Source organism: Burkholderia sp. ZZQ-2 (assembly GCF_050768715.1).
In the GTDB taxonomy this organism is placed as follows: domain Bacteria; phylum Pseudomonadota; class Gammaproteobacteria; order Burkholderiales; family Burkholderiaceae; genus Burkholderia; species Burkholderia cepacia.
On the sequence record NZ_LDVA01000236.1, the window covers coordinates 1 to 26,854 of the forward strand.

Sequence of the window (26,854 nt, forward strand, 5' to 3'; positions counted from 1 at the left end):
CACGGCGCAAGCATCTGGTGCGCGCGCTCGTCGCCGTGTTCGCGCTGGGCATCCTCGGCTGGGGCATCTGGTACGTGATCGTCGGACGCTGGTACGAATCCACCGACAACGCATACGCGCAAGGCAACGTCGTCGAGCTGACGCCGCAGGTGACGGGCACCGTCGTGTCGATCGACGCGGACGACGGCAACCTCGTCCGCGCCGGCACGCCGCTCGTACGCCTCGACCCGAGCGACGCGCAGATCGCGCTCGCGACCGCGCAGGCCGATCTCGCGGCGACGGTGCGCAAGGTGCGCGGCCTGTACAGCAACGAACGCGGGCTGGCGAACAGCATCGACGGCGCACGCGCCGAACTCGACTCGCGACGCACCGCGCTCGACAAGGCGAAGGCCGACTACAGCCGCCGCGAGGATCTCGGCCGCTCCGGCGCGATTTCACGCGAGGAACTCGCGCATGCACGCGACACGCTGACCTCCGCGCAAAGCGCGTACGCGGCCGCGCAAAGCGCGCTCGCCACGTTGAGCGAGCAGCACCAGACGAGCAAGGCGTTGATCGACGACACCGCGGTCGCGTCGCACCCCGACGTGCAGGCCGCGGCCGAACGGCTGCGCGCCGCGTACCTCGCGCATGCACGCACCGACGTCGTCACGCCCGTCACCGGTTATGTCGCGAAGCGCACGGTGCAGGTCGGGCAGCGCGTGTCGCCCGGCGTGCCGCTGCTGGCGGTGGTGCCGCTGCGCGAGCTGTGGGTCGATGCGAACTTCACCGAGAAGCAGCTCGAGCACATGCGCATCGGGCAGCCGGTCGAACTGACCGCCGACCTGTACGGCGACGCGGTGCGCTATACCGGCCGCGTGCAAAGCCTCGGCGTCGGCACCGGCAGCGCGTTTTCGCTGCTGCCGGCGCAGAACGCGACCGGCAACTGGATCAAGATCGTGCAGCGGCTGCCGGTGCGCATCGAGCTGACGGAGCCGGCCCAGCTCGACGCGCATCCGCTGCGCATCGGCCTGTCGATGCACGCACGCGTCGACCAGCACGACCGCAGCGGCGCGATGCTGTCGCATCGCGAGCAGCGCGCGCCGGTCTTCCGCACCGACGTGTACCGCGACGAACTGGCACGCGCCGACAGCCTGATCGCCGACGTCATCCATGCGAACCTGCCGTCGGCAGCGCGCGCGGAGACGGTGCGATGAGCGGCCCGATGGCGGCCGCCGACAGCGGTTTTCGACCGTCGAGCGTCGGGCTCACGACCTTCGGCCTCGCGCTCGCGGTCTTCATGCAGGTGCTGGACGGCACCGTCGCCAACGTGTCGCTGCCGACGATCGCCGGCAACTTCGGCGTGAGCACGACGCAGAGCGCGTGGGTCGTCACGACGTTCTCGGTCAGCAATGCGATCGCGCTGCCGCTGACCGGGTTTCTCGTCAAGCGCGTCGGGCAGGTGCGGCTGTTCGTGTGGGCGACGCTCGCGTTCACGTTCGCGTCGCTCCTGTGCGGCCTCGCGCAAAACCTGCCGCAGCTCGTTGCGTTCCGCGCGCTGCAGGGCCTGGTGGCCGGGCCGATGATCCCGACCACGCAGGCGCTGATGCTGTCGATCTACCCGCCGCAGCGGCGCGGTTTCGCGCTGTCGATGATCGCGATGGTCACGGTCGTCGCGCCGATCGCGGGGCCCGTGTTCGGCGGCTGGGTCACCGAGCATTACTCGTGGCGCTGGGCGTTCCTGATCAACCTGCCGATCGGCGTGTTCGCCGCGATGTGCGTGTTCGCGCAGATGCGCGCACGCGTCGAGACGACCGTTGCCGCGCGCGTCGACTATGTGGGCCTCGCCGCGCTGATCGTCGGCGTCGGCGCGCTGCAGATCGTGCTCGACAAGGGCAACGAAGCCGACTGGTTCAACTCGACGTTCATCGTCGTGATGTCGGTGGTCGCCGCGTTCGGCATCGCGCTGTTCCTGATCTGGGAGCTCAACGAGCCGAACCCGATCGTGAACCTGCGGCTCTTCGCGCATCGCAACTTCGCGGCCGGCACGCTGACGCTCGTGCTCGCGTATTCGGCATTCTTCGCGGTCAACGTGATCGTGCCGCAGTGGCTGCAGCGCACGCTCGGCTACACCGCGTTCTGGGCCGGGCTCGCCGTCGCGCCGATGGGCGTGATCCCCGTGCTGATGACGCCGTTCATGGGCAAGTACGCGCCGCGCTTCAACATGCGCGTGCTCGTGTGCTGCGCGTTCGCGATCCTCGGCACGTCGTCGTTCCTGCGCGCGGGTTTCGTGCCCGACATCGACTTCACGCACATCGCGCTGATCCAGCTGCTGCAGGGCCTCGGCCTCGCACTGTTCATCATGCCGATCAACAGCATCCTGCTGTCCGACCTGAAGCCGGACGAGATCGCCGCCGGCTCCGGCCTGTCGACGTTCCTGCGCACGCTCGGCGCGAGCTTCGCGGTGTCGATCACGTCGTTCCTGTGGGACCGGCGCGCGATCCTGCACCACGCGCAGCTCAGCGAGCACGTGAGCGCATTCGACCCGGCCGTACGCGCCGAAGTCGCACGGCTCGGCGGCGGCGATCCGCAGCGCGCGGCGACGCTGCTGGGCAACCTGGTCGATGCGCAGGCGTACCAGATCTCGTTCAACGACGTTTCGTTCGCGCTCGGCTGCGTGTATCTCGCCGTGATCGCGGTGGTCTGGCTCGCCCGTCCGCCGTTCGGCCCCGGCGCCGCCGCGAAACGATGAAGCGGGCGCCGCGCGGCCCGTTCCGACCCATGCTGTTCAATTCGATGGAGGTTGACCCGATGCCCACCCACCACGCTGGTGCCATGCCCCCCGACCTGGCGACGCTCGCCGTGTTCGACGTCGCGGAATTTCCGTTCGTCGTCGTGCGCAACGACGCGATCGCGTCCGCCGGCTACGCGCAGCGCTGGCTCGACGACATGCACGCGCTGATGCGGCACGGCGAGCCGTTTGTCATGATCTTTCCGCCGGCCCGCCCGGATGAAGCGCACGACGACCGCAAGGAACGCGGCATGTGGCTCAAGCAGAACCGCGCCTCGCTCGCCGCGGTCTGCCGTGCGCTCATCACGATCGAACCGGACCCGGCCGAGCGTGAAGCGGCCATCGCGAACGCATCCGGCATCGAAAAGGCGTTCGGCATTCCGTTCGACGTGACGGCGTCGCTCGACGACGCGAGGCAGGCAGGCCGGCGACGTCTGGCCGAGGCGGTCTAGCGCGGCCCGTTCACGCGCAACGTCTCGAACCGGTTGCGCAAGTCCGCCTGGCTGCAGATTCCAACTAAACGAACGGGGTGGCTTGTATGAATGGACTGGATTGTCTGAAATGGTTGGTACCCGGCGACACGGACGCGTCATGGCAGAGAATGACCGACGCGGCCGCCGGAATGGGGTTCGACAAGGTCGTGCTGATCGTGTTGCCGTTTACCGGCGCGTCGTTCGATCTCGCGCGCAAATGGAGCAGCGGCGTGCCCGGCTGGACGGCGCTGTACCGGCAGCGCCAGTTCGACCGCGTCGACCCGATGCTGCGGCATTGCTTCCGTTCGGCACTGCCGCTCGTCTGGGACGACGCATTGTTCGCGCTGCCGGAGCAGCGCCCGTGTTACGAAGCGGCGGCCGCGTACGGCATGCGCAGCGGCGTCGTGCTGCCGGTGCGCGGCGCGAAGGGGGAGGTCGGCATGCTGTTGTGTGCGAGCACCGACGAGCTCGCCGCCACGCGCGAGCACTGCGACCGCCATCTCGCGGCGCTGACGCTGCTGCGCGACGTCGCGTGCGAAGCGATCGCCGGCACACGCTGCCATGCACCGCCCGACAGCGTGCCGCGGCTGAGCCGGCGGGAAGTCGAATGCCTGCGCTGGCACGCGGCCGGCAAGACGTCGTGGGAAATCGGCCACATCCTGAACGTGACCGAGTCATGCATCAATTTCCACTTCATGAACATCCGCCGCAAGTTCAACGTGTCACGTCGGCACGAAGCCGTGCTGCGAGCGGTCGAGTGGGGGCTGATCAGCATCTCCGACGTGACCGTGCCGACCTGATGCGGGCGCATCGTCGAGCCAGCGGTCGAGAAACGCGCTGAGCCACGCGGCCGTCGCGCGGTCGTGCCGCCGGCCTTCGCGTGCCTGCGTCGCGAGATCCTGCGCACCGGGCGCCGATAGCTTGTGCGCGGCGGCCGTGCTCCAGCGCCGCATCATCGGATAGCTCACTTCCGGATGGAACTGCACGCCGTACGCGCGCGGCCCGTAGCGCACGGCCTGGTTCTCGAAGTGCTCGCCGGTCGCGAGGATCTCGAGCCCGGCGACGCGTTCGAAGCCCTCGCGATGCCACTGGTAGACGTGCGACGGCCACGACCCGAGGCGCCGGCCGGCGGGCGTCGCGGCGATCGGCCAATAACCGATTTCCGCGCGCCCGTCGCGATGCGCGCTCACGCGGCCGCCCAGGTGGCGGATCATCATCTGCGCCCCCAGGCAGACACCGAGAAAGGGTGCCGCCTCGCGCAGCGGCACGCCGATCCAGTCGATTTCATCCTGAATCCAGCGATCGCCGTCGTTGGCGCTCATCGGGCCGCCGAACACCACCGCGCCCGCGTGGTCGGCCAGCGTCGCCGGCAGCGGATCGCCGAGCGGCGGGCGACGAATGTCGAGCGGATGGCCGCGGGCGGCAAGCAGCCGGCCGATCCGGCCGGGGCTCGACTGTTCGCGGTGCAGGACGATCAGGATCGGGCGAAGGGCGGAGTGCGTCATGTCGTGTCGAGAGGGTCGTGAGTTCGTGAGACCGCGAGGCTATGTGAGTCGTCACGCGCAGAGTCAGCCCGGCTGGCCGCGCAACGCGTCGAACGACACCATGACCTGTTCGCGATAGGCGGGGCGTCGGCTCAGGCGGGCGTACCAGGCCTCGACGTGCGGCAACGGCGGCCGCTCGACGTCGAGCGAGAAATAGCGGAACAGCGTCGCGCCGGCCGGAATGTCGGCCAGGCCCGGCGTCGCACCGCCCAGGAAGGGCTGGGTCGACAGCAGCCGGTCGAGCAGCTGGAAATGCGTCGCGCTGCGGGCGGCCTTGTCGCGCACGAGCGCATCGTCGCGCCGCTCCGGCGGCGTTCGCACGAGCGCCCAGAACAGCCCGGTCATCACGTCGGGTTCGAGCGCGGTCTGCGACCAGTCCATCCAGCGCTCCGCGCGCGAACGGGCGAACGCGTCGCGGCACCAGAACGGATTGTTCGGCACCCGCGCGGCGAGATAGCGCAGGATCGTGTGCGACTCCCACACGACGTCGCCATCCCAGTCGATCACCGGAATCCGACAGGTCGGATTCAGCGCCGCGAACGCGGGCGTCTGCAGCGAGCCGTGCTCACCGCCGGCCGCGATGTGCCGGTACGGCACGCCCAGCTCGCCGATGAGCCACAACACCTTCTGCACGTTGAACGACGTGCGGCGGCCCCAGACGGTCAGCATCGCGCGGCATCCTCGCAGGCGGCGGCCTGCCGCGCGCACGCCGCATAACGATCGAGACCGGCCGCGAGATCGGCGATCAGGTCGTCCGGGTCCTCGAGCCCGACATGCACGCGCACGCCGCGGCTGCCGGCCGGCCAGCGCGCGGCAAGGCCGTGCGCGTCCAGTTCGAACGGCAGCGCGAGGCTCTCGTAGCCGCCCCACGAATAACCGAGCCCGAACAGCGCGAGGTGGTCGAGAAACGCTTCGACCGCGTGCGCCGGCGCCGGCTGCAGCACGACCGAGAACAGCCCCGATGCGCCGCGGAAATCGCGGCGCCACAGCGCATGTCCGTCGTCGCCGGGGAGGGCCGGATACAGCACGCGCTGCACTTCGGGGCGCGTCGCGAGCCAGCTCGCGACCGCCAGTGCGTTGCGCTGGTGCTGCCGCAGCCGCACGCCGAGCGTGCGCAACCCGCGCAGCGCGAGATAGACGTCGTCGGGGCCTGCGCACAGTCCGAGATCGCCATGCAGTTGCTTCAATGCGGGCCACGCGCGTTCGGTGGCCGACACGGTGCCGAGCATCGCATCGGAATGCCCGACCAGATACTTGGTGCCGGCCTGGATCGACAGGTCGATGCCGAACGCATGCGGTTGAAAGAAGAGCGGCGTGGCCCAGCTGTTGTCCGCGACGACCAGCGCGCCGTGTGCGTGCGCGAGCCGGACGAGCGCCGGGATATCCTGCATGTCGAACGTATAGGAGCCCGGCACTTCGACATACAGCGCGCGCGTATTCGCACGGAATGCGGCAGCGACGGGCGTGCTGCCGTCGTACCAGGTCGTCTCGACGCCGAGCCGCGCAAGCACGCCTTCGCACGCATGGCGTACCGGGCCGTAGACCGATGCGGTCATCAGCAGGTGATCGCCGGGCTTCAGGCACGACAGCAGCGCCAGCGTGCACGCTGACAAGCCCGACGGACACAGCACCGCACCGGCACCGCCTTCGAGGCTCATCACAGCCCGCTCGAGCGCGTCGGTCGTCGGCGTGCCGCGGCGGCCGTAGATATACGGCTGCGTGCGGTTCAGCAGATCGGACACCGTCGGGCTGAGCACGGTCGACGCATGGTAGACGGGCGGATTCACGAAGCCGTGCCAGGCCGCGCTGTCGCGGCCCGCGTGCATGAGGCGCGTGTCTTCGTGCATCCGGTCATTCATGCCGTCGTGCAGGGTGCCGCCCGGTCGCGACGGGAGTGCGGCGGATTTCAAGGCCATAGCGCACACCGTTCCCAGCACTGACCGTCACGACGGTACGCCTGCCGCGCAAAACGGCGTGCGCTGTCGGCACGCCAGAATTCGGCTTCGTCCGGTGCGAGCGTGTACAGGTGCCAGTCCTCCGACACGAGTGCGGGGTCGGCGGCCAGCCGTGCGAGCTGCGCGTCGATCGCGCGCGTCAGGTCGGCGGGATCGTCGAGCCGTTCGCTTTGCCGGCCGGCCAGGATGCTCGCGCGCGACCGCTCCGGGCGGCCCGCGAAATCGGCGCGGCCTTCGGCGGCCGGCAGCCGCTCGACCGGGCCGCTCAGGCGGACCTGGCTCGCGATCACCGGCCAATAGAACGTCAGCGCGGCGAACGGCCGGTTTTCGATCTGGCGCCCCTTGGGGCTGCGCGTGCTCGCCGCGAAATGCCAGCCGCGCGCGTCGACGTTCAGCAGTACGACGGAGCGTGCGTCGGGCCGTCCGTCCGGGCGGACCGTCGACAGCGTCATCACCTGCGGTTCGACGGCGCCTGCGACAACGGCCTCGTCGAGCCAGCGTTCGAATTGCGCTTGCGGCGTGTCGGGCCAGTTCTCGGCGGGAACGTGCGGCGCCGCATGCGCGAGGGTTTTCAGCGCCTTCAGGCGCGTGGCGATCGTATCCATGGCGGGCTCAGGCAATGCCGAATTGCGTCGCGCGGGCGATCAGCCGGTGCGCGGCGAGATAGTCGGGGACTTCCGCGAGGAAACCGTCGACGACGGCCGCGGCCACGCGGCGGCCGCCGGACGCGCGCCGGGCGGTGTCGAACGCGTCGATCACGCGGCGGGCGAGGGCGACTTCATCGACCGTCGGCGTCAGCACGCGATTGACGACCGGCACGAACTGCGCGTTGACGATCGCCTTGGCCTGGTATCCGAGGCCGCGCGACACGCGCATGTCGAGCTCCGCGCCTTCGTTGTCGGCATAGCTGTACGGGCAGTCGATCGCGGTGATGCCGACGGCCGCGCATTCGACGCGAAAGCGCGAACGCACATAGTCGAGCTCGCGGCCCGCGCGGGTGCGCTCGGCCCCCATGTCGGCCACCATGTCCTCGGTCGCGACGAGCACGGCCGACACGCGCGGGCTCGAACGCGCGATCGCCATCGTGTTCACGAGCCCGAGCGTCGACTCGATGTTCGGCACCAGTTCCGTCGAGCCGGGCGCGATATCGTATTCGCGCTCGAAGCGCGTGACGGCTTCGTCGAGCGCGACGACCTGCTCGGGCGTCGCGACGTACGACATCATCACGATGTCCGGCCGGCCGCGCATCGCCGCGCGCAGGTCGTCGATGCCGCCCGCGTCGAGCGGGTTCACTCGCACGGACGCGAGGATGCCGGCATCGCGCCAGCCCGCGAGCACCCGCTCGCTGAGTTCGCGCGCGGCCGGACGCCGGTCCGGCGGCGTAAAGGTCTCGAGTTCCTGGATCAATACGTCCGCGCCGCTCGCGGCGCCGTCGACGAGCGCATCGTGATCGGCGCCGGCGAGGAACAGCCAGGAGCGGCGCAGGCGGGAAGGGCGTCGGTGGGTCGTTGTCATGCTTGGATTCCTGTAGGGTGCGTCGTACGCATGTCGATGGCGGGCGTTCAGCCGGCGCGCATCATCTGGTTGAAGATGTTCTTGCGATGCATTTCCTCGGTTCCGCCGACGCTCATGAAACCCAGCGCGTCCGACGCGAATGCGGCCACCGGCCCGGCCTGGTAGCCGAGGCTGCCGTACAGCCGCACGAGGCCGAGCGCGCCGTCGACGAGATCCTGCGCGCCGACCAGCTTCGCGATCGAGCAGGTCATCAGCGCTTGCGGGTGATCCGTCAGCAACTGCGCGAGCGCGCCGCGCGCGAGCCACGTGCCGCGCTCGATGCCGATCTGCAGGTCGACCAGGCGACGCTGCACGTACTGGTGCGCGTCGATCGTGCTGTCGAAGCTGCGCCGGTCGCGGCAATAGGCGATTGCGTCGCGCAGGTACGGCGCCGTCACCTGCGCGGCGACGAGGCCGTAGTAGAGACGGCCAAGCGAAATGATGTCGATCAGGTTGCCGAGCCCGGCGCCCGGTTCGCCCAGCAGCTGGCCACGCGCGATCGGGCAGTCGTCGAAATGCAGCGCGCCGGTGGGCAGGTCGTCGAGGCCGAGCTTGCGGTCGGGCGCCGCGACGGTCATGCCCGGCTGGTCGCGGTCGACGATCACGAGCGCCGTATTGCGCCGGCCGAGCGTTTCGACACGCGTGACGACGAGGATGAAGCGCGCGAGCGGCGCGTGCGCGATGTTGAATTTGCTGCCGGTCAGCCGGTAGCCGTCGCCGTGCTCGACCAGCTTCGTCGCAATGCTGCGCACGTCGGTGCCGGTGCCCGGTTCGGCGATCGCCGTCGCGCTCAGTTCGCCGCGCAGGATCGCGCCGAAATAGCGGTCCTGCTGGGTTGCCGTGCCGTAGCGTTCGAGCGCGCGCACCATGCCGGCCTGCGCGATCACCGACAGCAGCAGCGCCGGGCGGCGGATCGTCGATGCAAGCCCCTCCAGCGCCGCGGAAAAGTGCCACCAGCCGTGACCGTCGCCGCCGTAGGTCTCCGGCACGATCATGTCCCACAGTCCTTCCTGGCCGAGCCGGGTCCAGCCGGCTGCATCGAATCCGGCAGGCGCGCGAGCGTCGCGTTCCGCCGCGGCGATCTCCGTGCCGATGTCGCGAAAGCGCGCGAGCGTCGCATGCTGTTCCTGCGTCCAGTCAAATGGCATCTGTCGTGTCTCCGGTCGAAGCGGCGCGGCCTCGGACGGCGCGCCAGCGATGCCGACAAGAGTAAGGGGGCACGGACAGCGGAGGTACTGGCAGTAGTGGTAGTTGCCGGGCGGGGTGTCGCGGCAGGGGGAGGCGGGCGTGGATCTTCGCAGGGTGCGTTCGAGTGCACGCGTCGCGGTGTGCGCGCATCTCGGTCGGGGCACGCTGGTTTGAGCCCGGCATCGCATTTCATCCCGCGTCGCGGGACGATATCGAATCGGAGCAGCTGTTCACGGAGCGACTCGTTCTGGCGGTCGGTCATCATCTTCTCGCGAAGAAGCGCCGGATCCATGGGAAGCGCTCGACTCGATCCCGTTGGTATTGCTTACTTATTGCCGGGCTTCGCTCGGTGTCCACCGGGCCGTGCTCACGTAACCGGGCGACCAGCCGGCGGAACTGCCGGGTCGTCAATTCCAGCCGTTCCGCTGCACGCCATGGTTTGAGCTTGCCGTCGGCTACGTCCTGAATGACCTTGAATCGATCCGGCTCGCGCATCGTCATGGTGATCGTCCCAGTCGCGTTCATCGCCGGCGCTCTCAAGGGTGCAGGCGATCAACCTACAGGCCAAAACACGACATTTTTATTTAGCGGAAACGCGACATCTGAACTTGGGACCTACACACAAACTACCGATAACTATGATTATGTAAAATTGAGTTCTGACTAATTCTATGGGCGTTTATGTCACGTGCCTCGCCGTGATGAGCCTCGGCACCGTGATGGTACGCTACAGCGCGGCGCGATAGTCCAAGGCCGGAGTACGGGGGCCGCGTCGGTATTCGATAGAACGCCTAGGTGAGACCTATCGAGCGATACCACGCTGATCAGCGCGTGCGCGCTCGTGCGAGAGGCTAGGATCGCCCGGACGTCGGAAGCGACGTGATCAGCACCGCGCCGCATAACGTCTTGTGACCGTCGAACGAGGCGAAGCTACCCTCCACGTTGAAATCGGAATCGCCTTCCACAATCACGCACTCGCCGTGGATCGGACAGGTGCAGCGGTCGCCGATTCGTGCGACTGGCCTACCCGTCACCTCGCTGTTCGCAGCACCGGACTCAACGCGCCCGCCGTGACTGTGTACGTCTCCAACCCGAATTACACCGCGCATGAAAGCCTCTGATCCAGGTTCGCGTTCGTCATAGATCCCGCCGCACAATCACATCGCACTTCCATCGTTATGACAATCCACGCGCGGTGGCCATATCGGTTCATTTGCGCGCTCTGAATGCGTTGACCACGCCCACGACGAACAGGACGAGTCCGACGAACACCATTAAAACGGGCACCGAGAAGACAAACGTCAACTGTGCATCGCTTTGAATATGCCACTGGTCGAATGCGCCAATGATCAGAAGAACAAATAAGGCAGCGGAAAGGCAAATCCCAGCGGCAACCAGCCCAACGCCCCACCCCATGAGCTGCTGATGGCGAGAGGGTCTATACGCTCCCGATTCCATAAAAATTCCCCACAACGAAAGTGAACGACACGCGAATCGGTGGACCGCGCGCCGCACCCGACGCGCTGCCACGAGCAGCGGGAGATCCCGCTGCACAACCTCATGGCCGCCCGGACGTCGTCAAGCTGGAAAACAGTACTGCACCGCACGACGTCTTGTGGCCATCAAGCGCGGCGTTCGCCCCGTCGACTTTGAGGTTCGCGTCACCCTCAGCGATGACGACCTCGCCGTGCTCGGGGCAGATGCACCGGTCGCCGATACGCGCGACGGCGCGCCCCATGACCTTGCTGTTCGGCGCGCCGGTTTCCACTGTTCCGCCGTGACTATGCCGATCGCCTATTCGAATCACGCCGCGCATACTGCTTCCTCAATACGAATAGCCTTGCCCGCGCCATTCGGGATAGTCGCCGTCGAATCGCTTACCCCACCACGGCAGATACGCATCCCCTTCGCCTCCCGCCCGAAACCAGTTGCGATCGGGATCGATCGGCGTTAATTTGCTCGGCGGCTTCACGACGACCGCCATCGGGTGGTCGGCGTCGGTCGTGCCCGCCACGAGTGTGTTGCCGCCCAGGTGATTGGACCGGCCGATCGCCAGTACCACGTCTGTGAGCGCAGACCCCGTACCCATGTCACCCAGGACGGCCGCCGTATTGAAGGTCTGCTTCACATGGTCGTATTCCGGGAGCGTTTCGGTCAACGACTGGGACAACGAGGCCAGGCGTGCCGACGCTGCGTCGCTCCCATGGCCTGCGTCGTGCACGATGAACTTGAGGTCGGTGACACCGATCTCAGCGTTTTTAGCGGCCTGCTCGATCGTTGCCTTCCACGCTTGCACTGCGCGCGGCTCACGCACCTTTGCTTCAAAGGCCTGCGTGTCGCCCGTTGCTGGCCGGCCGATCCATGCGAGCGGTTCCCGTTGGGTTTTGAAGTCCGGCCCGGTCAGGATCAACATGACCATGTTCTCGTTCATCTGCTCGTCCTTCGGTGGGAAGCTCGGTGCATCCCAGTTCATCACCCAGACGCTCTTGTCAGGGTGCGCACGCAGATAATCGAGCGCATTGGTCAGGGAAGTGAAACCCGTGTTTGGGCCGCCTTGGGTGACGCGAACGTCCGGAGGCGTGTTGTCACTCCACAAATCAGTGAACTCGGTGTTTCCGATTTCGAACTCGCTGATAATCTGATCCCGGAGATAGTCTGCCGACGCCTTGGCTTCCAATCTGCTCGGCAGTGCTGCCTCAACGTGAATACCTGCGACCTCTCTCCATTTTTTCTTGTTCTCTGGCTTGACCGTATAAAAATAATCCGGATTCATGACATATCTCTCGCCCAGCAACAGAAACGTCTGGGTGACATACTTCTCATAGAATCCGTAGAACTTTTCGTGGCCATCGTTGCCATCGGCTACGATGGCCACTGGTTGAAGGGTGGTAAAACTCTTCGGGTCAGTGCGAACCATGTCGTCGTTCTTGTTCGGTTTGACAAGCCCCATCGTCCACAGCACTTGCCACTCGGTCGGGTAGTCGCGCCGTTGCAACGGGTTGAGCCACACGAGTCCGACCACTTGCGCCATAAAGGGTTTCTCGGACGCAATCGACGTGCTCGCGCTAACTTCCGGCGCAGCTGTCACAACCTGTGGTGCACGGTTCTTCCACCAGGCTGTTGTGAACGCCAAGACCATTGCAGCAACCAGCAATGGGAGTACGATAAGACGCTTCATCAAGGATTCCGGTGTGAGTGTTTCGGTATGCAACGCGCTCGCAGGATGCCACAACAGCAGAATCACGCCCGCCGTAACGATAAAGGCGAGCACGGCAATCATCAACCTTTTCGGCAAAGTAAGAGTCATCGCCCGGTCCCCGCCATGTAGCCGTCGATGATCATCCAGCCGTCGCGTTCGTCGACAATCTTGCTCGGCATACGGGCTTCACCGTCGTGCGAAATCCACTTGGCAAGGGTGCCGTTCTGCATCAACCCCCGCAAAAAATATTCCCCGTACTTGCTATTCGCGTTTTCCTTACCGATCTGTCCTCCAAATCTCCAATCCGCTTCAACCCGCAGATTTTTCCAAGCTTCGTCATCGAGCTTGCACACGCCAACAGCCACGTCGTATGCCAGCGCCTTCTCCGCGTGTGCCGGATTGGTCATCGTAGTCGAGTGGTTGGTCGGATTGTTCTTCTCGGTCGACTTCAGATAGTCGGTCATGATCTGCTGGTTCATCGGCGCCAGCCCGCCTTGTTGCGGTGGATCTTGCCATCCTGGTTCTTCAGTTTTCACGCGACCTTCCTTATCCATGAACCCCGTTGCGTCGAGGCGCCGAATGCGCTGACGCACGATCGCATGATCCTCATAGCGCTGTTCGGCTTCGGATTTCGCATCGCCGAGCGCTGGGGCTTTTCCGTCGTAGTTGTCGAGCGCATCGCCGGGCTTGCGGTCTCCCGGTTTCTTGGCCTGACGGGCTGTTGCGGGTGGGTCGTAATACTCGTTGAAGTCGCTGGTCGCGTTCGGACCATCCGTCGTTTTGCAGACGTGTCCATACTGGATGGCCTGCGGCTTGAACGGCTCGTCGAGCTTGGGCGCACTGATGGTCACCGCCCAGCCTTTCGGCGGATTGCCGTTAACCTGCGTCTTCACAAAGCGCAGCAGCGAAAACACCTCATTGCCGAGGATATAACTCGAAATGATGCCGGCTTTCTCGAGGGTGGAGTTTGCGGCCAGCAGCGTGCGTCGAAAACTGAATTGTGTCGTTGGCGAGGGCGGATACCAAAAGCCCGGCGTTGCGCCTTTTCCATATCGCCAGTCGTCCTCCCAGTACCGATACTGTGTTCGCGCGCCTGGGGGCAGGCCTACGTGATAGCCCGAAGCGAAGACGCGTTGCGTTAGCACGTTCCCGACGCCGATGTCGCGTAATTCTTCATCGCTCAGTCCGCGCCAGCCCATGCCCTGAACCGTGACAGCGGAAATGACCTGGTCATGCGGGCAGCAGTACAAGGTGGCTCGCCCATAAGTGGAACCGTTCAGCCCGTGGTGCTGGCGATCGAGCGCGGCCTTGAAGGGTTTGCCGCCACTCGCCGACGGGCGGCTGTTCTCCATGTGCTTGTCGATATAGGCTGCGTCCATGTCGTATGAACGCCGGGCGCCAATGATGTTCAGAAAATTCCCCAGCGTTTTGACCCGCGCCTGGTAGGTTTCGCGTCCACGACGGCCGTCTTTGTCGAGCGTGCCGCGTTGAGACCAGGAGTCTGCTATGCGTCCACCCATATCGTCCGTCATGACGCTGTACGGTGGATTGGCCAGGACATAAGTGTCGGCGACGCAGCGGCCCTTCTTTCCATTGACGTCGGTGACGTCCTGCAACTGATCGCCGAGGAACGCACCCAGGATCCCGACCATGTTGCCCTGGCTGTGACACACGACCGTAATCGGCATGTCGGCCTGCTTTCTGCGGATCGACTCGATCAGCTTCGCGAGACGCAGTGCCGCCATCACGCCATAGTGTCGAGGTGGCGTTGAGTATACTTCCCGTGCCGAGATCGAGTTCAAACTCTGGATTCTCAGCCAGCCAAACAGACGGTCGTTGACGCCTTCGTTATACATATCTGGCAGGCTCGAGCAGCCGTTCGCAAACGGGCCTCCGCCCCAATAATTCTGCTCGTTCAGGAACACGTTGGCACCGTACTTCTTCAGCTCGTCCTTGTTGGCCTTGTAGCCCCACCGAAAATGAATTACCGGGGAATACGACGGAGTGGCCTGGACGTACGTTTTGGACGTCATCTTCGGATTGATGAATCCGTCCGGCGTAAGGCTGTCGATGTACTGCGCCGGCGTGAGTTGGCCACCCTCGACACCCTTATGAGCCATCTGATCGTCGAGTCGGCCGAGCCGCCGGTTGAGTCCCTTGCAAAGCCCCTCCTCTGCGGGTTTGAACCATTCGCCCTCGGAGTTGACGCCGTGCACGAAGATCACGACGCCGGGCAACGCGGGACGCTGGATTGCCAGGGCGTCTCCGCCGCTAAATGTCGTGATGCCTTTTCCGCCGCCGACACGAAATCGCTTGTCCTGCGTACCGCCCGGCGCGGGTGTGGATGGATTGGTCATGAGGTTCTCTCGCCCCTGGGGATTATTCTTTTTCGAAGAAGTTGAAGGTCAGCGACTCAAACTGATTCGTGTCGATCTTCGACAGCCGGCCCGTCGCGTCAGTCTTTCCGGAGACAACGCCGCCAGATGAGCGCTGGACTTCGCCGACAAAATCCGTCGAAGGCTGCCCGTCCGTCGCCCGGACCAGTTTCGGCACCCGGCTGAGCGGCGCGTGATTGAACGTCGGAAGATCCGCACTCATGCTGGCCGGCCCGTCCCAAGTATGCCCGGCAGATTTCACAATGAACTGTCCCGGACACCCGAGCTCGATGTTGTTCCCGTGCAGTTTCAGGTAGGCACCGCCCGACGTCGTGAGAACCACTTCATCTTTCGCCATTCCGATCAGTTTGCCGTCGGCTGCCGTGAACTGGATATTCTTCGCCGAATCGATTTGTGTATCGTCGTTCTGGCTCTGCAGCGTGACCTTGCCCTGGTTCGCGATCGCCGACACGCCCTCACTGTGAGCGAACATCGCGACGCCATGGCCGCCATGCAGATTGATACGCTGGCCGCTGGTCACTTGGACGTGCTGCTGCGCGACCTGATCGATGTTTTCGCCCGCGTATGTCACGTGGGTTTTCGGGGTGATCGCGACCGACCCGGCTTCCGCGCCGAAGGCCATCAATGCTTGCGATCCACCCGCGGTGCCGGCGCCAGTATTCGACGCATCGCTGCCAGGCGCCCAGCCCTTGAATGCTGCAGCGACCCCCTGCTGACCCGCCGTGTCGGGTGCCTGTCCGCCATGTTGGCCCGCATAGTCACCCAGCGACTTGAAGAGTTCGGTGCACTCGCCGAGCAGTTGCAGCAGCTCGTCACGATCAAGCTGTCCGCCGCTTGCCTGCGAGCGGGCATATGTTGTTAGCAAGATCCCTTGCGCGGCGCGCAGCGCTGCGGCCGCATCGGTGCGCAGCTCCGCACCCTCGCCGCGGCCCTTCCCTTGCCCGTCCTGGCGCGGTTGCGTGAGGAAACCCAAATTCAGTTGGGAATGAGCGTGCTCGCTCGCAAGTTGGCTGGAAATTTCTCCCGGCGTGTCGTCGAGCCGCAACTGGTTGTAACGCTGTCCCTTGATTTCCTTCGTCTTGATACCCGACACATATCGGTTGCCTGGCAGCGAACCGGTGTGCGTGAACGCCGCCGGCGGGTTCGCCCCGTTGCCGAGGACAGCGATGATCACCAACCGGTCTGGATCGCCCCCGATCGCGCCGAGCAGGACCTCCATGCCGATGCGAGGCAGAAACGACGCACCGAACTGCGTGCCCGCGAGGCTCGACGCCACTCGGATCGGCGCGCTGTCGCCGGCGTTATCGTTCGTGCCGGCCCCTTGCGCATGAGAATGATCGGCGGGATCCAGGCCTTGGATCCTCACGTAGACCCGCCCGAGTTCGTCGGTCACAACCTCATCGCCGTCGCGCGTGACGATGACCCCGGTCAGCAAATGGACGGGTGGCAGGTCAATTCTGGGATCGTATGCCGGCGTGATCGGGACGCCGCGGCGCACGCACGTGAAGGTGTTTTCGTAGCGCGTATCCGATTCAGCGGACGACGGGGCCATTTGGGCCGGCGAAGGCGATACGAGGTTCTTGCTCGCAGCAAAGAGCTGCTGCACGCGTTCGGTCAGCCCCTTCGGGAGGTTGTTCGAGACGTCGTGGCGAATCGACGTGACGACGAACTGCCGCTTGTCGGCCGACAGCATGTCCAGGTCGGGGTCACCCGTCAGCGTGATCCAGGTGCCGACGGCGAGATCGCGGATCCCGCTCGCGCCATCGTACTGTTCAGCTTCGAATTGGTGCGCCAGCATACGCGAGCGCGTAAGGCGATCGTGGTCGTCCCATGAGTCGCCTGCGTGCGGGACATCGATCGCCACGTCGGTCAGGAGCGTCGCCAGATCGTTACCGGCATCGCCCTGGTCGACTTCGCCCGCCACGGTCGACTCGTCAATACGCGCCTTCTTGTAGTCCCATGATGGTCGACTCGCTGCGCCCGGCACCAGGCGCGCATGCAGCGCGAACAGCGTGACCGTATCGCGCTCTTCGGTTCCAGCGTCGCGTGGGTGTAGACGCACCGTTCCGGCCGGTGCTTCCTGCAACGAGTCAGGATTGTCGCAACAGACCAAAGTGTGAACAGGGGTGTCATCTTCGGAGGTCGAGCCGCCCTTGGCGGGCCCTGCCTTGACGAAGACCGAAATCCCTTCGCGACGCAACAAGCGCCGCACAAACGCTGCGTCCGACTCGTTCACCTGGCGCGTCAATTCCCGGGCCGGATAGCGATCGCGATGCAGGAATGACAGGTCGAATTCGAAGGCTCGCGCGAGTGCCGGGCTACGCTGGCGCCATTCGTTGAACATCACCGTGAGGACGTCAACGACGCTCTGCTTGCGGAAGACGCGCGAGTTCGTCCGTTTGTCCATCAGTGACAACGCATCACAAACGGTCAGCTGGTAAACGCACAGCTCGCCATCGCTTTGTCCGACTTGCACGTTCTCAACGATCGCGTTGATCATCTGCAGCTGGCCGCGGTCGGTTACCAGTCGCAATGAGACAGGCACGCCGATAAACAGCTTGGGCGGTAGGTCGTGTCGTGTCGACACGCACGTGAGATGGCCGTGGATGCCGGTCATCAGCCCTTCGTGAACGTTTGCGTGCTGAAGCGCAAGCAAGCGCCCCAACGTCCCTTGCAGCCGCCCGAAATTCAAAGCGACCGGACGTCGGTTCCAGTCGACCGCGCCCGACGCGAAGCTACTAAGTGTGTCGCTGATGCTCACTTCGGCCCTCTCAGTTTTATGTTCATGCCCGGGCGGCCACAACGTGGCCTTCCGTCAATTTTTGTTCAAACGGTCTCGACTCGCGGCACGAAGTGCCAGCACCCGGCTTCCGGGTTGTACAGCGCCAACTGCTCGGCATCGCCGGGAGGTACAACGATCACATCGACAGCGTCGAGCGATCTGCCGCGTCTCTTGCCAGGCAAAAAGGCCTGCGGACTGGTGCAGTCGATCGAGCGTCGACCACGTCGCTGCTTCAATTGCCACCGCCGTTTGGTGCTGACGCCATCGCGCAGCCTGGTCTCGAGCAACCCTGAAGAGATGGCCATCGTGATGCACGACGAGCCGGTTCTCGTGGGCAAGCCACGCGAGATGCACTGTGAGCGGCCGCTGTCGAAACCTGCCTGAATAGAGGACGCGTCGCGGCAGGTGACTCGACAGCAAGACGCCTTCAACTGCCTTTGCATCGTGTCGCAACAGGAACACCATCTCCAATAGCGCATCGAATGGCGACAGGAAACAGCGAACCGCTGGACCGAAATCCGACTAATCGCCCAACAATACGGACAAGACATCCATTGGTGCCTGCGTCATCAGGACATAAACCGGGTGCTGATGATCCAGCGTCCTCATGGCGTCGATCGGAAATTTCCCAGCGCTTTCCAAATCAATCGGAATCCCGCTATTAGACTATATGCCGATTTAGCAAAGCCATTCTAGACGGACTGCGTGACTCAGATCGTCAAGCTTTGTTACGGTGCCCTCGTGGCCGACCCGAGAATGCGAACCTTACAATTTCCGTTGATCCTTGCGAGAAATTCGGGAATCGAGCCATTGTGGCGGATCGATTATTGCGGTTCGTGTAAATAATAATTTGATTATCCACACTGGTCTGCCGAACCGTAAAGCCGTCCCGCCTCAGTATCGCGCCAATCGCGGTGATCAGCATCCAATGCACGGCCATGCTTGCCGCACCGGGCGAGTAATACAGAACGTAGGACATGGTTTGAATCCGTCTCCTTGAATTCGAATTGAGCATCGCGCCGTCTGCGAGACGTCCGCACGACGATCGCATTCAATCAACGCAACGCACGAAAATCATCTGCCGGCACTGCGTGACTGCGTCACTCTCCCACCACCTCAGCCTGACGATCGTCGCGCGTCGCCACCGCCGCACGCCGGCCGCGTCGCCCGGCCGACGCCACGACACGAAACGCCACCGGCGCGAACACGAGCCCGAACACCGTCGCCGCCAGCACACCCCCGAACGCGCCCGTGCCGATCGATCGCCGGCTTTCCGCCCCGGCGCCCGTCGCCAGCACGAGCGGCACGACACCGAGCAGGAACGCCATCGACGTCATCACGATCGGCCGGAATCGCGCAGCGGCCGCATCGACCACCGCCTGCCGCAGCGGCACGCCATGACCGGCCAGGTCGCGCGCGTACTGCACGATCAGGATCGCGTTCTTCGCCGCCAGCCCGACCACGGTAATCATCCCGACCTTGAAGTACACGTCGTTCGGCATGCCGCGCACGAGTGCCGCGGCGATCGCGCCGATCATGCCGAGCGGCACGATCGTCAGCACGGACAGCGGAATCGTCCAGCTTTCGTACAGCGCGGCCAGCGCCATGAAGACCGCGAGCACCGACAACCCGACGAGCAGCGGCGTCTGCCGCGCGGCAACCTGCTCCTCGCGCGCCGCATCGACCCAGTCGAAACCGATCCCGGCCGGCAGCGCACCGGCCAGCCGCTCCATCTCCGCCATCGCCGCGCCCGAACTCGTGCCGGTCGCCGCCCGGCCGCTGATGTCGAGCGACGGATAGCCGTTGTACCGGTTCAGCATCACCGGGCCGATCGTCCAGTGCGGCGCGGCAATCGCCGAAAGCGGCACCATGTCGCCGGTGCGGTTCGGGACGGTCAGCGCCATCAGTTGCGCATCGGTCGCGCGCGCGACCGGGTCGGCCTCGATGATCACCCGCCGCATCCGGCCCGACGCCGGAAAGTCGTTGATGTAGTTCGAGCCGAACGTGCCGCCCAGGAGCCCCGCGATCCGCTCGAACGGCACGCCGAGCGCATACGCCTTCGCGCGATCGACATCGAGCTCGATACGCGGCGCGTCCGGCAGGTCTTCGAAATGCACGGCCGAGAGCAGCGGATCCGCCTTCGCACGCTCGGCAAGCTGCGCGCGGGCCGCCTTCAGCGCGTCGAGCCCGCCCCCGCCGCGATCCTCGAGCCGGAACGTGAATCCGTCGGAATGCCCGATGCCGCGCACCGAAGGCGGCAGCGCCGCCTCGACGTCGCCGTCGAGGATCGCGCCGAAACGCGCGTTGAGCCGGTCGCGCAACGCCATCGCGCCGACGTCGCGCTGCGCCCAGTCCTTCAGTTCCACGAACGCCATCCCGACGTTCTGCCCGCTGCCCGCGAAACTCCAGCCGATCACGCTCGTCACGTTCGCTATCGCCGGCTCTCCGCGCAGGATCGCCTCGACACGCTCGACGACCGCGAGCGTGCGGGCCTGCGTGGCGCCCGCCGGCAACTGGATCATCACCTGCAGTTGCCCCTGGTCCTCGGTGGGCAGGAAGCCGCCCGGCATCATCCAGTACAGCAGCCCGCACACGATCACGAGTGCCGCATAGACGGCCACGACCATCCCGGTGCGGCGCACGGCAAACACCGCGACGCGGCGATAGCCGGATTCGGCGCGCGCGAAGGCCACGCCGAACCGGTCGGCCAGACGCGCGCCGATGCCGAGTCGCCTCGCCCGGCCGGTTCCGCCGCCGTGTCGCGCGACCGGCTTCAGCAGGTTCGCGCACAGCGCGGGCGTGAGCGACAGCGCCATGAACGACGACACCAGCATCGACGCGATCATCGCCACCGCGAACTGCCGGTAGATGCCGCCGACACTGCCCGGGAAAAACGCCATCGGCACGAATACGGCGGTCAGCACCGCGGTCACGCCGACGATCGCCCCGCCGATCCGCTTCATGGCCCGGCGTGTGGCGTCGCGCGGCGACACGCCCTCCTCCATCACGCGATGCACGCTCTCGACGACGACGATCGCATCGTCGACCAGGATGCCGATCGCCAGCACGAGGCCGAACATCGTGAACACGTTGATCGACAGACCGAACGCCCACATCGCGACGAACGCGCCCATCAGCGTGACCGGAATCACGACGGTCGGCACCAGCGTGTAGCGCAGGTCGCGCAGGAACAGCCACATCACGCAGAACACCAGCACGACGGCCTCGACGAGCGTCAGCACGACCTCGTGGATCGCGATCTTGACGAAATGCGCGCCGTCGAAGGGAATCTCGACCGCGACGCCCGGCGGCAGCGTCCGCGACAGCTCGGCAAGCCGTGCGCGGATCGCATTCGACGTTTCGAGCGCGTTGCCGCGCGGGCCGAGCTGGATGCCGACCGTCGCGGCCGGCCGGCCGTTCAGCCGCGAATAAAACGAATAGTCGTCGCGGCCGATCTCGACGCGCGCGACGTCGGCGACGCGCACGGCCGAACCGTCCTGCTTCGACTTCAGCACGATCCGGCCGAACTCCTCGGGCGACGCAAGCTGCCCCTTGACCACGACCGTCGCGGTCAGCTGCTGGCCATGCACGAACGGCGCGTCGCCGATCGCGCCGGCCGTGACCGTCGCGTTCTGCGCGCCGATCGCCGCGATCACGTCGTCGGCGCCGAGATCGTATTCGCGCAACTTCACGGGATCGAGCCAGACCCGCAGCGCCTCGTCGGCATCCCACAGCTCGGCCGCGCCGACACCCGGCGCGCGCTTCAGCTCGCGCAGCACGTAGCGGTTCAGGTAATCGCCGAGCTGCGCGGAATCGCGCGTGCCGTCGGTCGACGTCAGCGTGACGAGCATCAGGAACGTGTTCGCCGCCTTGAACACGCCGATCCCCTGCTGGACGACCTGCTGCGGCAGCCGCGGCTCGACCTGCTTCAACCGGTTGTTGACGTCGACGAGCGCGATGTCCGGATCGGTGCCGGGCGAGAACGTCACGTCGATCTCGAGGTTGCCGTGACCGTCGCTGCTCGTCTCGTAGTACAGCAGCCCGTCGGCGCCGTCGAGGCTTTCCTCGATGACGCTGCCGACGTCGGCATCGACCGTCTCGGTCGACGCGCCCGGATAAGACGCGGTGACCACGACCCGCGGCGGCGCCAGGCGCGGATACTGCGCGATCGGCAACTGCGGAATGGCCAGCACGCCCGCGACGACGATCGCGAGCGCGACGATCCACGCAAAGACGGGACGGTCGATGAAGAATGACGGCATCGGCGAGTATCGGCAGCCGCGCTACAGCGTGAGTTCGAACGCGCGCGCGAGCAGCCCCGGCAGCTGCGCGCCTCCGGTGGCGCGCTCGCCGTACGTGTCTTCGTTCGCGAGCAGCGCGGGCGCCGCGCCGAGCTGTTCGAGCTCCGATCCGAACAGCCGGTAGAAACTGTCGTCGAACCGCATCGCGTCGACCGGCGCGACGATGCGCCCGCCTTCGACCCAGAACGTCGCGAAGCGCGTCATCCCCGTCATCCGGCAGGCGATCGGGTCCGAGAAGTTCAGGTACCAGAGGTTGCCGACGTAGAGCCCCGTGTCGAGCGCGGCCAGCACGTCGGCATCCGCGAGCGTGCCGCCCGCGATCGTCAGCGACTGCGGCGATTCGCCGTTGTCCGCCCCGTTCGGCACACGCCCGTGCTCGCGCGCGGTGCGTGCGCTCACGAGCTGCCCTTCCCCCCGCCCGCCGACGACAAGCGGCACGCTGTCGCGCCGGTAGCCGTCCGCGTTGAACGCCGGCGCGATGCCCAGCGAGAAATCCTCGGTGATCGACACGCGCGGATCGAGCGCGACCTCGCCGGCGTACAGGCGATGCAGCGGGCTGCGGGCGCTCGCCAGCGCACGCGCCGAAAAGCCGCTCCAGCCGAGCAGGCTCGTCATCTCGTGAACGGCGTCCGGCGCGAAATACGCGCGGTAGCGTCCGGGCGCAAGCGCCTTCGGCGTGCGGCCGAGCACGGGCAGCCGCGCGGCGGCGGCCTCGACGCGGGCGGCGAACGCCGCATCGCTCCAGTCGTCGCCCGCGTAGGCGGTCTTGATCGCCCGTCCGCTCGGGTCGTACAGCGACCAGCTGAAGTTGAAGTTCTCGACCTCGTACCAGCCGCGGCTGCCGGTCGACGACGCGAAGCCGCGCGCCAGCGTGCCGCCCGCGTAAAAGCCGACGAAATCGAGACCGCGCGCGCATTCGGCGACGACGCGCGCGAGCCCGTCCGCATCAGGCAGGCGCCCGGTGCGGTGCGTTTCCTGCAGCCACGACGAGGTATCGAACAGCAGGTGCGGATCGTCCGGCGCATCGCGCAGGCCCTCGCGCAGCACGGCCAGCGCCGCGGCCAGTTCGGGCAGGTCGGCCGCCGGATCGCCGCAGACGGTCAGCGCCGAATGCGCCTGCCGCGCCCCGTCGACGAGCCGCACGGACAATCGCCCCTGCGTGACGCGCCCGGTCTGGCGAATCCTGCCGCCATTGAAGCGGACGAAGTCGGACGTTTCGCTCGAGAACCCGAGCAGGACGGTTTCGGCCGGCGCCTTCAGCCGTTGCGCCTCGTCGGCGAGCCGGGTGAAATGCGCATGCCAGTCGATTCCGGCGCGGCGTGCCATCGGTTCGAATCCCGTCATCACGCGCCTCCGAATACGTCGACATCGGCGAACACGCAGGCCGGCGCGGCGTGGCCGACCCGGATGATCTGCGCGGGCTCGCCCTTCCCGCAATAAGGCGTGCCGTAGATGCCGAACGTGCCCGCGTCGCCTACCGCGCGCAGGCTGCGCCAGAACTGTGCGGAGATGCCGCGGTAGTTCGGGCGCTTGACGACCTGCGTGAGCCGGCCGTTCTCGATCAGTTGCCCGAATTCGCAACCGAACTGGAATTTGTTGCGGTGGTCGTCGATCGACCAGGACGTGTTGGTGCGCATCAGGATCCCGTGCTCGGTGCCCGCGATCAGCGCATCGAGCGACTGGTCGCCGGGTTCGACGTTCAGGTTCGCCATCCGGTCGATCGGCGCGCGGTTCCAGCTCGACGCGCGCGAATTGGCGACACCCGGAAGGCCCGCACGCTGCTGCGACAGCGCCCCGCCGAGCAGCCGTTCGAGCACGCCGTTGCGGATCAGGTACTGCTTGCGCGCCGGCGTGCCGTCGTCGTCGAACGCGTAGGACGCGGCTTCGGCGGCCGGCTCGGGATCGAACGTGACGTTCAGCAGCGGCGAGCCGTACTGATAGTGGCCGACCATCTCCGGCCTGACGAAGCTCGATCCGGCGAAGTTGCGCTCGTCGCCGAGGATCCGGTCGAGTTCGAGCGGATGGCCGATCGACTCGTGGATCTGCAGCATCATCTGGTCGGGCATCAGCAACAGGTCGCGCCGGCCGGTCGGGCAGTTCGGTGCGGCCAGCAGCTGCAGCGCCTCGTCGGCGACGCGCGCGCCGGCGCCGTCGAAGCCGTAGCGCGCCAGCACGTCGAGGCCGCCCTGCGCCAGCGTGCCCGATTGACCGAGCGAGCGCGTCTGCGTGTCGCCGTCGCCGTGGGCGACGGCGTGCAGCTCGGGCATCAGGAAGCGGAACCGCTGGTCGATCCGGACGCCGTCGCTCGTCAGGTAACACTGTTCGGTGTCGACGATCATCACGCTCGCCGCGCGCTCGACGATGCGCGCGCCGAGGTTCGCCGCCGCGCATTCGTGCGCGAGACGCTCGATCCATTCCGCGCGCGACGGCAGTGCCGCGTCGACATCGGGCGACGCATACGTGCCGCTCGTCTGCGGGCGCGCAGCCTGGCGATGATCGACCAGCGCCCACGGCGCGCTTGCCCGTGCCCGCGCGGTCGCGATGTCGAGCGCCGCCTGCAGCCCGGCCGGGGACAGGTCGGGCGTCGCCGCATAACCCGCGCCCGTGCCGGCCCGGGCCATCAGCATCGCGCCGCGCTCGCGCGTGCGCGAGAACGGCTGCGCGACGTCGTTGCGCACCGCATGTTCGTCGATCGTCTCGTCGACGATGCGCAGCGACCAGAAATCGGCGTCGCTGCGCAACGCTTGTGCCGCCTGTACGGCTCGGGCGCCCGGCGCCCGGTTCTCGTCAATCATCGGTTCTCTCTTGCCTCTGCTGCGGGCCGTGCGCCGGCGCCGGCATGGACGACGCGAGCAGCGCCCGCGTATACGGATGGGATGGCGCGTGCAGCACGTCGAGCGTCTCGCCCTCCTCGACCACGCGCCCCGCCTTCATCACGATGACCCGGTGGGCCATCGCGCGCATCACCGCCAGATCGTGCGTGATGAACAGGTAGCTGAGTTTGTACTTCTTTTGCAGATTCGTCAGCAGATTCAGCACCTGCTTCTGGATCGACACGTCGAGCGCGCTCGTCGGCTCGTCGAGCACCAGCAGTTCCGGCTCCACCGCCAGCGCCCGCGCGATCGCGATCCGCTGCCGCTGCCCGCCGGAAAACTCGTGCGGATAGCGCAGCATCGCCTCGGCAGGCAGCCCGACCTCCTGCAGCAGCGCGGCGATCCGCGCCCGCCGCGCGTCGCCGGTCACCTGCGGCCGGTGCACGCCCAGCCCTTCGCCGACGATCTGCTCGACCGTCATGCGCGGCGACAGCGAGCCGAACGGATCCTGGAACACCACCTGCATGCGCCCGTACAGCGTGCGCCGGCCCTGCGTCGTGCGCAGCGACGCGAGCGGCATGCCGTCGATCTCGATCCCGCCCGACGCCGGCCGCTGCAAGCCGAGCACCGCCGACGCGAGCGTCGATTTCCCCGAACCCGACTCGCCGACGATCCCGAGCGTTTCGCCGCGCTTCAGGCTCAACTGCACGTCGTGCACGGCGCGGAACGTCGTCTTGCCGAGCACCGAGCGCCAGCCCTTTGCCGCGATGCGGTAGTCGACGGCGAGTTGCCGCACGTCGAGGATCGTCTGCGCGCCGGCGGCGACCGGCTCGACTGCCCGTTGCGGCGCGCTGTCGAGCAGCCGGCGCGTGTACGGATGCTGCGGCGCCGCGAACAACCCGGCGGTCGTGCCGGTCTCCACCAGCACGCCCTTCTCCATCACGGCCACACGCTGTGCGAAGCGCCGCACGAGGTTCAGGTCGTGCGTGATCAGCAGCACGGCCATCCCGCGCGCGGCGGCCTCCCGCTCCTGCAACTCGATCAGCAGGTCGACGATCTGCTGGCGCACCGTCACGTCGAGCGCGGTGGTCGGCTCGTCCGCGAGCAGCAGCCGCGGCCGGCACGCCAGCGCCATCGCGATCATCGCGCGTTGCCGCTGCCCGCCCGACAGCTGGTGCGGAAAGCTGTCGATACGCCGCTCCGGCTCGGGAATCCCGGTGCGCCGAAGCAGCGCGATCCCGCGCTCGCGCGCCTCACCCGGGCGCAGCCCCTCGTGCAGCCGCAGGCTCTCGGCGATCTGCTTGCCGATCGTATACAGCGGATTGAGCGCCGTCATCGGCTCCTGGAACACCATCGCGATATCGGCGCCGCGGATCCCGCGCATCTGCTGCTCGGTCTTCGCGAGCAGATCCTCGCCGTCGAACAGCATCCGCCCCGACAGCGTCGCCTGCTGCGCGAGCCGCAGGATCGACAGCGCGGTCACGCTCTTGCCCGACCCCGACTCGCCGACGAGCGCCACGCGCTCGCCGCGGCCGATCGACAGGCTCAGGTCCTGGACGGCCGCGTTCGCGCCGAATTGCGCGGAAAACCCGTCGATCTGCAGCAACGGTCTCGTCATCATCGCCCTCCGCCGAATGCCGAGCCGCGCGTGCGCGTGTCGAGCGCGTTGCGCAGCGCATCGCCCATGAAGGTGAGCAGCAGCAGCGTCACCACCAGCGCCGCGAACGCCGCGATCGAGATCCACCACGCATCCAGGTTGTTCTTCCCCTCCTGCAGCAGCTCGCCGAGGCTCGGCGTCGGCGGCGGCACGCCGAGCCCCAGGAAGTCGAGGCTCGTCAGCGACAGGATCGCCGCGCTCATCCGGAACGGCAGGAACGTGATC

General features: G+C 66.4%; 23 protein-coding genes and 1 pseudogene. 4 read left to right on the top strand and 20 right to left on the bottom strand.

Translation table 11 applies throughout. The features are described from left to right. The 4 genes from ABY44_RS16025 to ABY44_RS16040 form a co-directional block, all read left to right on the top strand. The coding region (locus tag ABY44_RS16025; RefSeq protein WP_431641392.1) for an HlyD family efflux transporter periplasmic adaptor subunit at window positions 1–1,193 on the top strand (1,193 nt) is incomplete at its 5' end. Beyond that, complete coding sequence (locus ABY44_RS16030) at window positions 1,190–2,728, top strand: DHA2 family efflux MFS transporter permease subunit (protein WP_059700335.1); 1,539 nt, start codon at window positions 1,190–1,192, stop codon at window positions 2,726–2,728. The genes ABY44_RS16025 and ABY44_RS16030, both read left to right, overlap by 4 nt. Before the next feature lie 83 nt (window positions 2,729–2,811). Then, on the top strand, window positions 2,812–3,219 hold the full coding sequence (locus tag ABY44_RS16035; RefSeq protein WP_063805237.1) for a hypothetical protein: 408 nt from the start codon (window positions 2,812–2,814) through the stop codon (window positions 3,217–3,219). Window positions 3,220–3,305: 86 nt separating this feature from the next. Beyond that, window positions 3,306–4,040, top strand: a complete 735-nt coding sequence (locus ABY44_RS16040; RefSeq protein ID WP_080982137.1) for an autoinducer binding domain-containing protein — start codon at window positions 3,306–3,308, stop codon at window positions 4,038–4,040. Here ABY44_RS16040 and ABY44_RS16045 read toward each other — a convergent pair. The 20 genes and pseudogenes from ABY44_RS16045 to ABY44_RS16140 all read right to left on the bottom strand — a co-directional run. Further along, a complete protein-coding gene (locus ABY44_RS16045) occupies window positions 3,963–4,745 on the bottom strand; it encodes a glutamine amidotransferase (protein ID WP_049098307.1) in 783 nt (260 codons plus the stop codon). The two genes, ABY44_RS16040 and ABY44_RS16045, sit on opposite strands and share 78 nt — an antisense overlap. Before the next feature lie 63 nt (window positions 4,746–4,808). Then, window positions 4,809–5,453, bottom strand: a complete 645-nt coding sequence (locus tag ABY44_RS16050) for a glutathione S-transferase family protein (RefSeq protein ID WP_021160969.1) — start codon at window positions 5,451–5,453, stop codon at window positions 4,809–4,811. Continuing rightward, entirely contained in the window at window positions 5,447–6,643 is a 1,197-nt protein-coding gene (gene metC, locus ABY44_RS16055; RefSeq protein ID WP_060172357.1) for a cystathionine beta-lyase, read from the bottom strand. The genes ABY44_RS16050 and metC overlap by 7 nt, the downstream gene beginning before the upstream one ends. Before the next feature lie 47 nt (window positions 6,644–6,690). Continuing rightward, on the bottom strand, window positions 6,691–7,344 hold the full coding sequence (locus ABY44_RS16060; RefSeq protein ID WP_027787351.1) for a pyridoxine/pyridoxamine 5'-phosphate oxidase: 654 nt from the start codon (window positions 7,342–7,344) through the stop codon (window positions 6,691–6,693). Between the two features lie 7 nt (window positions 7,345–7,351). Then, window positions 7,352–8,254 carry an HpcH/HpaI aldolase/citrate lyase family protein gene (locus tag ABY44_RS16065; RefSeq protein WP_060172301.1) on the bottom strand — a complete coding sequence of 301 codons (903 nt, stop codon included), beginning with the start codon at window positions 8,252–8,254 and terminating at the stop codon, window positions 7,352–7,354. A gap of 47 nt (window positions 8,255–8,301) precedes the next feature. After that, complete coding sequence (locus tag ABY44_RS16070) at window positions 8,302–9,441, bottom strand: acyl-CoA dehydrogenase family protein (protein ID WP_021160965.1); 1,140 nt, start codon at window positions 9,439–9,441, stop codon at window positions 8,302–8,304. Window positions 9,442–9,838: 397 nt separating this feature from the next. Continuing rightward, window positions 9,839–10,006, bottom strand: a pseudogene (locus tag ABY44_RS16075) (helix-turn-helix domain-containing protein); the annotation flags it as partial. Window positions 10,007–10,332: 326 nt separating this feature from the next. After that, complete coding sequence (locus ABY44_RS16080) at window positions 10,333–10,590, bottom strand: PAAR domain-containing protein (RefSeq protein WP_060180829.1); 258 nt, start codon at window positions 10,588–10,590, stop codon at window positions 10,333–10,335. Between the two features lie 100 nt (window positions 10,591–10,690). Next, window positions 10,691–10,897, bottom strand: coding sequence for a hypothetical protein (locus ABY44_RS16085; RefSeq protein WP_027787346.1), 207 nt, complete (start codon window positions 10,895–10,897; stop codon window positions 10,691–10,693). A 142-nt stretch (window positions 10,898–11,039) separates the two neighbouring features. Next, window positions 11,040–11,297 carry a PAAR domain-containing protein gene (locus ABY44_RS16090; RefSeq protein ID WP_060172304.1) on the bottom strand — a complete coding sequence of 86 codons (258 nt, stop codon included), beginning with the start codon at window positions 11,295–11,297 and terminating at the stop codon, window positions 11,040–11,042. Between the two features lie 9 nt (window positions 11,298–11,306). Beyond that, entirely contained in the window at window positions 11,307–12,761 is a 1,455-nt protein-coding gene (locus tag ABY44_RS16095) for a virulence factor (RefSeq protein ID WP_230948822.1), read from the bottom strand. A gap of 23 nt (window positions 12,762–12,784) precedes the next feature. Then, the gene (locus ABY44_RS16100) at window positions 12,785–15,037 is read right to left on the bottom strand and encodes a T6SS effector phospholipase Tle3 domain-containing protein (protein ID WP_060172307.1); all 2,253 of its coding nucleotides are present in this window, start codon (window positions 15,035–15,037) and stop codon (window positions 12,785–12,787) included. 22 nt (window positions 15,038–15,059) lie between these two features. Continuing rightward, window positions 15,060–17,837 carry a type VI secretion system Vgr family protein gene (locus ABY44_RS16105; protein WP_060172308.1) on the bottom strand — a complete coding sequence of 926 codons (2,778 nt, stop codon included), beginning with the start codon at window positions 17,835–17,837 and terminating at the stop codon, window positions 15,060–15,062. 65 nt (window positions 17,838–17,902) lie between these two features. Next, window positions 17,903–18,163 carry a hypothetical protein gene (locus tag ABY44_RS16110; protein WP_155637888.1) on the bottom strand — a complete coding sequence of 87 codons (261 nt, stop codon included), beginning with the start codon at window positions 18,161–18,163 and terminating at the stop codon, window positions 17,903–17,905. Between the two features lie 413 nt (window positions 18,164–18,576). Then, a complete protein-coding gene (locus ABY44_RS16115; protein WP_099318690.1) occupies window positions 18,577–18,837 on the bottom strand; it encodes a hypothetical protein in 261 nt (86 codons plus the stop codon). 121 nt (window positions 18,838–18,958) lie between these two features. Beyond that, the gene (locus ABY44_RS16120) at window positions 18,959–22,120 is read right to left on the bottom strand and encodes a multidrug efflux RND transporter permease subunit (RefSeq protein ID WP_060172311.1); all 3,162 of its coding nucleotides are present in this window, start codon (window positions 22,118–22,120) and stop codon (window positions 18,959–18,961) included. 21 nt (window positions 22,121–22,141) lie between these two features. Then, on the bottom strand, window positions 22,142–23,503 hold the full coding sequence (locus tag ABY44_RS16125; protein ID WP_060172313.1) for a TldD/PmbA family protein: 1,362 nt from the start codon (window positions 23,501–23,503) through the stop codon (window positions 22,142–22,144). Next, the gene (locus ABY44_RS16130; RefSeq protein ID WP_060172314.1) at window positions 23,503–24,954 is read right to left on the bottom strand and encodes a TldD/PmbA family protein; all 1,452 of its coding nucleotides are present in this window, start codon (window positions 24,952–24,954) and stop codon (window positions 23,503–23,505) included. Before ABY44_RS16130 ends, ABY44_RS16125 begins: the two co-directional genes overlap by 1 nt. Beyond that, complete coding sequence (locus ABY44_RS16135; RefSeq protein WP_060172316.1) at window positions 24,947–26,590, bottom strand: ABC transporter ATP-binding protein; 1,644 nt, start codon at window positions 26,588–26,590, stop codon at window positions 24,947–24,949. The genes ABY44_RS16130 and ABY44_RS16135 overlap by 8 nt, the downstream gene beginning before the upstream one ends. Then, the coding region (locus ABY44_RS16140) for an ABC transporter permease subunit (protein ID WP_431641393.1) at window positions 26,590–26,854 on the bottom strand (265 nt) is incomplete at its 5' end. The genes ABY44_RS16140 and ABY44_RS16135, both read right to left, overlap by 1 nt.